Below are 7437 nucleotides of genomic sequence, written 5' to 3'. Positions count from 1 at the left end.
GCGCCCCTAGCCACCTAGGGGCGCGGGGAACTGCGCGACCAGCCACAGACGGCCCGCAGACGAACACCGGCCCCGGGGCGAAGCCCCCGGCCGCCCGCCAGAGGGCTTACGGGAAGGGGCGGGGCGGGGAGAGACAGCCCGCCGCAGGCGCCCCACCGCACCACCCACCAAGGAACACCCAAGGAGACGACCGTGACCGACCACCCCCCCGAGCGCGAGCCCGAGGCCGGCGACGGTCTCGGTGAGGCACCCCGGGACGGCGGCGAGCGGCGGATCACCCCCGCCGACGCCGCCGACGCCGCCCGCCTCGTCGCCTTCGGCCTCCAGCCCAAACTGCTCCCGGCCCGCGACGCGGAGTACACCGAACTGCTCCGCCGCCACCGCGAGGACCCCGCGTTCGCCCGTCTCGCGGACGCCGTCGCCGCGGGCCTCGGCCTGGTCGTCCTGGAGGTCTCCCCGCGCGCCGGCATGGCCGTGACCGCCGCCGAGGACTCCGTCTTCGCGGTCCGCATGGGCGACTACGCGCGCCGCGCCGCCACCGACTCCGCGGACCGCTTCCTGCACGGCCTCGCCCACCTCGCCGTGGCCGCGATGGCCTTCCCCCGCCCCGAGGACCTGGCCGACGACGGCTACATCGGGCGGATCACGGTCAACGGCGTCGACGCGTTCGTCCGCCAGGCCTGCCGCCGGCTGGAGGAGAGGGCCGCCGAGCAGGGCGAGAACACCGACCCCGAGACCGGCGCCCCGGGCCTGGAGGCCGCCTGGCGCATCTACGCCCGGCGCAGCTCGACCGGCGCCACCAAGGACGCCCGCCGCCTCGCCGGATCCACCACCGGCATCGTGGCCAAGGCCGTCGCGTTCCTCACCGAGTCCGGCTTCCTCCAGCGCACCGGCGACGACGCGGGCGGCGCGTACCGCACCACCGCCCGCTACCAGCTCCAGGTCCGCGACATGGCGGGCAGCGCCGCCCTCGCCGAGCTCCTGGAGCTCGGTGTCGTCGCGGTCAGCGACGGCAGCGCCACCCTGCTGCCGCCCCCCGACGGCGACGACCTCGACCTGGCCGCCGACGCCGGGCTCCCGTTCCACGCCTGACGGCCGCCCGACCGCCGCCCGCCCCACCCACCGCCACATCTACGAGAGTCCGCCATGTACGAGCTGTCCCGGGTCCGCCTCTACTCCATCGGTCCCGCCGGTGCGCGTTACGCCGACACCGTGCTGGACCTGCGGGGCGTGGGCGCGCCCGTGCCCCACCCGGCGCCCACCCAGGCGGAGTTCTTCGAGGACGAGCCGGTCGGCCCGCCGCGCCGCCCCGCCCCCGCGGGCGTGCTCTTCCTGGAGAACGGCGGCGGCAAGTCCGTCCTGCTCAAGCTGATCTTCTCGGTGATGCTGCCCGGCCACCGCAACACCCTCGGCGGCGCCAGCTCCGGCGTGCTGCGCAAGTTCCTGCTCGCCGACGACTGCGGCCATGTCGCCCTGGAATGGCAGCACACCCTCACCGGCGAGCTGGTCGTGGTCGGCAAGGTCAGCGAGTGGCGCGGGCGGCAGGTCTCCAACGACCCCCGCAAGTTCGCCGAGGCCTGGTACTCGTTCCGCCCCGGCCCCGGCCTCAGCCTGGACTCGCTGCCGGTCGCCGAGTCCAGCGCGGTGCGCCCGGCCACCGAGGGCGCGTCCGGCGCCCAGGGCCGGCGCCGCACCATGAAGGGCTTCCGCGACGCGGTCACCGAGGCGGGCAAGGCGTATCCGCACCTCGACGTGGTCTGGGAGGAGATCCACGACCGCTGGAACGAGCACCTGGGCGACCTGGGCCTGGACCCCGAACTCTTCCGCTACCAGCGCGAGATGAACGCGGACGAGGGCGAGGCGGCCGGCCTCTTCGCCGTCAAGAAGGACTCCGACTTCACCGATCTGCTGCTGCGCGCCGTCACCGACACCCGGGACACGGACGGCCTCGCGGACCTGGTCAGCGGCTTCGGCAACAAGCTGGGCCGCCGCGCCGAACTGACCGCGGAGCGCGACTTCACCGCGGGTTCGGTGGACCTGCTCACCAAGATCGTAGAGGCCGCCGAGGCCCGCTCCCGCGCGCGCGACATCCACGCCGGTGCCGAGCGCCGTACCCGTACGCTGGCGCGCAGGCTCTCCGCGCGCGCCGGCCAGGAGCGCGGGCGCGCCACCGATCTCGCGGGCCGGGTCACCGCCGCCGCGCACACCGTCACCGAGGCCGAGCAGGCCCGTGGCCGCAGCGCCCTGATCGCCTCCGAACTCGCCTACCGGCACGCCTCGCTGGCGCTCGCCGTCGCCGAGAAGGCCGCCGCCGCCCAGCGCCGCGAGCTGGCCGACGCCCGTACGCTGCACTCCGCCTGGCAGGCCGCCGAGGCGGTGCTGCGGCACAAGGCCGCGGCCGACCGCTCCGCGCGCGTGGCCGCCGCGATCCGCGAGGCCGAGCGGGACGCGGCGCCCGCCCTGGCCGCCCGCGCCACCGCCGCCGCCGATCTCGTACGGGCGCTGCACACGGCCGCCGAGGACGGCGAGCGGCTCGCGGCCGAGGAGGAGGAGCGGTCCGCCGCGCTCCAGGAGGCCGGCGAGGCCGCCCACCGCGACGCCACGGCCGCCGCCACCGAGGCCCAGCGCGCCCGCAGCGAGGCCGGGCATCTGCGCCAGCGCCTCGCCGAGGTCGAGCAGGAGACCGCCGAGGCGGTGCGGGCGGGCTGGCTGGACGACAGCGCCCCGGACGCCGACCCGGCCAGGGCCGCGCTCGCCGCCAGCGACGCCGAGAAGACCGCGGTCGCCGCCTGGGACGCGGCCCGCGACAGCGCCCGTGCCACCGCCGACCGCGCCCGGGAGGCCGCCGCCGTCGAGGCCCGTGCCGAACTGGCCGCCGCCCGCGCCCAGGACGCGGCCGAGGCCGCCGGGAACGCGTACGACGCCGAGCGCCGCGCCGCCGAGTCCCTCGCCCGCGACGAGCGCCTCGCCGAGCTGCTGGGCCTGCCGTCCGCCCCGGTGGCCGGGGTCCCGCAGCCGCGCAACGCGACCATGTACGCGGCGGAGGCCGTCCACGCGGCGGTGCGCGGCACCCCCGCCGCCTTCGGCGCGGACGGCGACACCCCGCTGACCGCCGAGGAGCTGGACCGCCAGGCCGACGAGCTGCGCGGGCTCCTCGACCAGGGCATCGCCGCCGCCGAGCGGAACCTGTTCGAGCTGCGGACCGCCGCCGCCGACGACGCCCGGATCCTGGGCGCGCTGGGCGACGGCGGACTGCTGCCGCCGGGCCCCGACGTCCTGGCCACCGTGGAGTACCTGGGCGAGCACGGCATCCCGGCCCTGCCCGGCTGGCGCTACCTCGCCCAGGCCGTCGACCCGGCCGACCACGCCTCGGTGCTGGCGGCCCGGCCCGAGCTGGTCGACGGTGTGGTGATCACCGACCCCGCCTCGCACGTCCGGGCCCGTGAGGTGCTCGCCGGGGCCGCGCTGCTGCCCCGGTCCGCGGTCGCCGTCGGCACCGCCGCCGCGCTGCTCGCACCGGTGCCCCGACAGGGCTCGGGGGAGAGCGACGGCGAGGTCTTCCTCGTCCCGCCGAACCCGGCCATGCACGACGAGCACGCCGCCGACGAGGAGCGGCAGGCGCTGCGCAGCCGCGCCGCCGCCCGCGACGAGGAGATCCGCGCGCTGGCCGCGCGCCTGGCGGGCGACCGGGGGCTCGCCGCCCGGCTCGGCTCCTGGCGCGCCGACTGCCCGCCCGGGATGCTCGACGAGCTCGCCACGGCCGCGCGGGCCGCCCGCGAGGCCGCCAAGGCCGCCGTGGAGGAGCTGGCCGAGGCCCGTACGGCCCGGGCGGAGGCCGACGAGGCCGCCGCCGAGGCGGCCCGGGTCCGCGACGAGCGCCAGGAGAGCGCCCAGCGCGCCCGGCGCGCCGCCGACGCGCTCGCCGGTCTCGCCTTCCGGCTGCGCGAGCGGGCCGGCTGGCAGGCCACCCTGCGGGAACTGGTGGACGAGGCCGCCGAGTCCGAGGCCCGCGCCCAGACCCTGCTGGAGCGCGCCCGGGCCGCCGACGAGGACCGCCGCGCCGCCCAGCGCGCCGCCGACGACGCCCACCGCACGGCCCGCGCGCTGCGCGCCGAGCGCGCCGAGATCGCGGGCGCCCCGGAGAACCTGCCGGAGCCCGCCGGGGACGCGCCCAAGGCCGCGCTGCCCGCCCTGCGCGAGGCCTACCGGGCCGCCTCCCAGCTGTACGAGAAGGTCGGCGTCGGCGCCGATCTGCGCGCCGAGCAGGCGCGCGCGGAGAGCGACGAGAGCGCCGCTCTCGCCGAGCTGGACCGGCTCACCAACAAGGTCCGCACCCGCGCCGCCCAGCTGCTCGAGGGCACCGACGGCGCCGACGGCCCGTCCCGGCAGGCCGCCGCGGCCCGCGCCGAATCCCTCGTACAGCTCCTGGAGACCAGGGCCTCGGCGGCGAGCGAGCAGCTGGGCCGGCTGCGCGGCGAGGCCGAGCGCCTGGCCCCCGAGGACGGCGCGGCGCACACCGAGCTGCCCGAGGAGCAGGTGCCCGGCGACGCCGAGCAGGCCCAGGCCCTGCTGCGCGCCGCGACGGCCGAACTGGCCGCCCGCACCGCGGAGCTGGAGACCTCGCGCGCCGCGCACGCCGAGCTCCTCCAGGCCCACCGGGCCGCCGAGGACGCGGCCGGCGGCTTCGAGGAGACGGCCGCGCTCCTGCGCGACCTGCTCCGCGACCACCAGCAGGAGGAGGACGAGCAGGAGCCCGAGCCGTTCCCCGGCGACCTGGCCGAGGCCCGGCAGTCGGCGGCCGAGGCCCGGCGCTCGCTGCGCGGCTGCGCGGGCGACCTGTCCGCCGCCGAGGCCGCCGTGCGCGAGGCCTCGGACATCCTGGTCCGGCACGCCAACGCGACCCGGTACGAGCAGGTGCGCACCCCCGCCCGCCAGCAGATCCGCGAGCTGCCCGCGGCCGCGCTCCCCGAGCACGCGGCGTCCTGGGCGGCCGCGTTCGCCCCCCGGCTGCGGGTGCTCACCGACGAGCTGGCGCAGCTGGAGCGCAACCGGGACTCGATCGTGGACCGGCTGCGCGGACTCGTCGAGTCGGCGCTGGCCACCCTGCGCTCGGCCCAGCGGCTCTCCCAGCTGCCGGAGGGGCTCGGCGAGTGGTCGGGCCAGGAGTTCCTGCGGATCCGCTTCGAGGAGCCGGACCAGGCGACGCTGACCGAGCGGCTGGGCGAGGTCATCGACGAGGCCACCCGCGCGGCCGTCAGGAAGAACTCCGACCTGCGCAGGGACGGGATGTCCCTGCTGCTGAGGGGGGTCCAGGCGGCGCTGGAGCCGCGTGGCATCGCCGTGGAGATCCTCAAGCCGGACGCGGTGCTGCGCGCCGAGCGCGTCCCGGTCGGGCAGATGGGCGACGTGTTCTCCGGCGGCCAGCTGCTCACCGCGGCGATCGCGCTGTACTGCACGATGGCCGCGCTGCGCAGCAACGACCGGGGCCGCGACAAGCACCGCCACGCGGGCACGCTGTTCCTGGACAACCCGATCGGCCGGGCCAACGCCACGTATCTGCTGGAGCTCCAGCGGGCCGTCTCGGACGCGCTCGGCGTCCAGCTGCTCTACACCACGGGCCTGTTCGACACCACGGCGCTCGCGGAGTTCCCGCTGGTCATCAGGTTGCGCAATGACGCGGACCTGCGGGCGGGGCTGAAGTACATCAGCGTGGAGGAGCACCTGCGGCCGGGTCTGCCGAGCGACCCCGACGGGTCGGTGCACGGGGAGATCACCGCGACCCGGATGTTCAAGAAGCCGGCGTGAGCGGACGGGGGGCGCTCAGGCGCCCCCCGGACCTCGCTCAGGCCGCGTCGGCCTTCATCATGTCGGCGCACTTCTCGCCGATCATCATCGTCGTGATGCACGGGTTGACGGTGACCAGCTCCGGCATCACCGAGCCGTCGGCGACGCGCAGTCCGCTGACGCCCTTGACGCGCAGCCGGGCGTCGAGCGGCGCCATCGCGTCGTCGTCGGCGCCCATCTTCACCGTGCACGCCGGGTGGTAGACGGTGTTGTGCGTGGTGCGGATGTACTCGAACAGCTCGTCGTCGGTGCGCACGTCCGGCCCCGGCGCCAGCTCCGCGCCCGCCCAGTCGGCGAGCGCCGGCTGCGCCGCGATCTGCCGGGCGAGCTTCAGCCCGTACGTCATCACCCGCACATCGTGCTCATGGGTGAAGTAGCGCGGGTCGACCATCGGCTTGTCGCGGTAGTCGCGGGTGCGCAGCCGGACCGTGCCGCGCGACTTGGCGTGCGTCACGTTGGGCGTCAGACAGAAGGCGTTCTCGCTGGTCGGGTAGCCGTGCCGGGTGGTGTTCATGTCGAACGGCACCGAGCCGTAGTGGAACATCAGGTCCGGCCGGTCCAGTCCCGGCTCGGTGTCCGCGAAGATACCGATCTCCCACCACTGGTTGGAGCGGGTCGGCATGGGCCGCTTGGCGTCCCACATGATGACGCCCTCGGGGTGGTCCTGGAGGTTCTCGCCGACGCCGGGGGAGTGCACCAGCGGTGCCACGCCCACCTCGCGCAGATGGTCGGCGGGGCCGATCCCCGAGAGCATCAGCAGCTTGGGCGTGTCGATCGAGCCGCAGCTGACGACGACCTCGCGCCGCGCGGAGACGGTACGGGTGTGGATCAGGTCCGGGTCCAGGTACTCCACGCCCGTGCAGCGCCGGTCCTCGCCGATCACCAGCCGCTTGGCGCGGATCCCGGTCCGTACGGTCAGATTGGGCCGCTTGCCGATGATCGGGTGCAGATACGCCACCGACGACGACTGGCGGATGTTGTTCTCGTCGGAGTTGATCTGGAACCAGTTGGCGCCTCTGATCACCGTACGGCCGGTGTTGAAGGGCGTGGTGGGGATGCCGGTCTGGGCGCACGCGTCGAGCAGCGCGCTGCCGCACGGGTCCTCGCCCTTGATGGTGCGCAGCTTCACCGGGCCGCTGCGGCCGTGGTGATCCCCGGGCGCGTCGTTGTTCTCCAGCCGCTTGTACAGCGGGAAGACGTCCTCGGCGCCCCAGCCCGTACAGCCCTCGGCGGCCCAGCCGTCCAGGTCCTCGGCGGGCGCCCAGAAGGCTATGCAGGAGTTGTGCGAGGAGCAGCCGCCCAGCACCTTGGCGCGCGCGTGGCGCATCATGCTGTTGCCGCGCTGCTGCGGCTCGACCGGGTAGTCCCAGTCGTAGCCGGACTCCAGCAGCCCCATCCAGCGCTCCAGGCGCAGGACGTTGTCGTCGCCGACGTCGGAGGGGCCGGCCTCCAGGACGCAGACGGTCACCGAGGGGTCCTCGCTGAGCCGGGCCGCGACAACGTTGCCCGCGGTGCCGCCGCCGACCACGACGTAGTCGAACTCTTCGGTGGCCACGGGGGTGTTGGCCTCGTTCATGATTGCTTCGCTCCTTG

3 protein-coding genes are annotated in these 7437 nt (G+C 75.9%); 2 read left to right on the top strand and 1 reads right to left on the bottom strand.

Going from position 1 to position 7437, the window contains the following annotated elements:
• Positions 1-192: 192 nt before the first annotated feature.
• Both ABD236_RS20075 and ABD236_RS20070 read left to right on the top strand, forming a co-directional pair.
• A complete protein-coding gene (locus ABD236_RS20075; protein ID WP_344075164.1) occupies positions 193-1092 on the top strand; it encodes a hypothetical protein in 900 nt (299 codons plus the stop codon).
• Positions 1093-1146: 54 nt separating this feature from the next.
• Positions 1147-5805 carry a hypothetical protein gene (locus ABD236_RS20070; RefSeq protein ID WP_344075163.1) on the top strand — a complete coding sequence of 1553 codons (4659 nt, stop codon included), beginning with the start codon at positions 1147-1149 and terminating at the stop codon, positions 5803-5805.
• Positions 5806-5842: 37 nt separating this feature from the next.
• Here the strand turns inward: ABD236_RS20070 and ABD236_RS20065 are convergent, their stop codons facing one another.
• Complete coding sequence (locus tag ABD236_RS20065) at positions 5843-7420, bottom strand: GMC family oxidoreductase (RefSeq protein ID WP_344075162.1); 1578 nt, start codon at positions 7418-7420, stop codon at positions 5843-5845.
• Between the last annotated feature and the right edge of the window lie 17 nt (positions 7421-7437).

Origin of the sequence: Streptomyces crystallinus (genome assembly GCF_039521265.1) — a bacterium.
Lineage (GTDB): Bacteria > Actinomycetota > Actinomycetes > Streptomycetales > Streptomycetaceae > Streptomyces > Streptomyces crystallinus.
The sequence above is the reverse complement of the archived record's forward strand: the minus strand, read 5'-3'. Positions and strand labels throughout refer to the sequence as shown.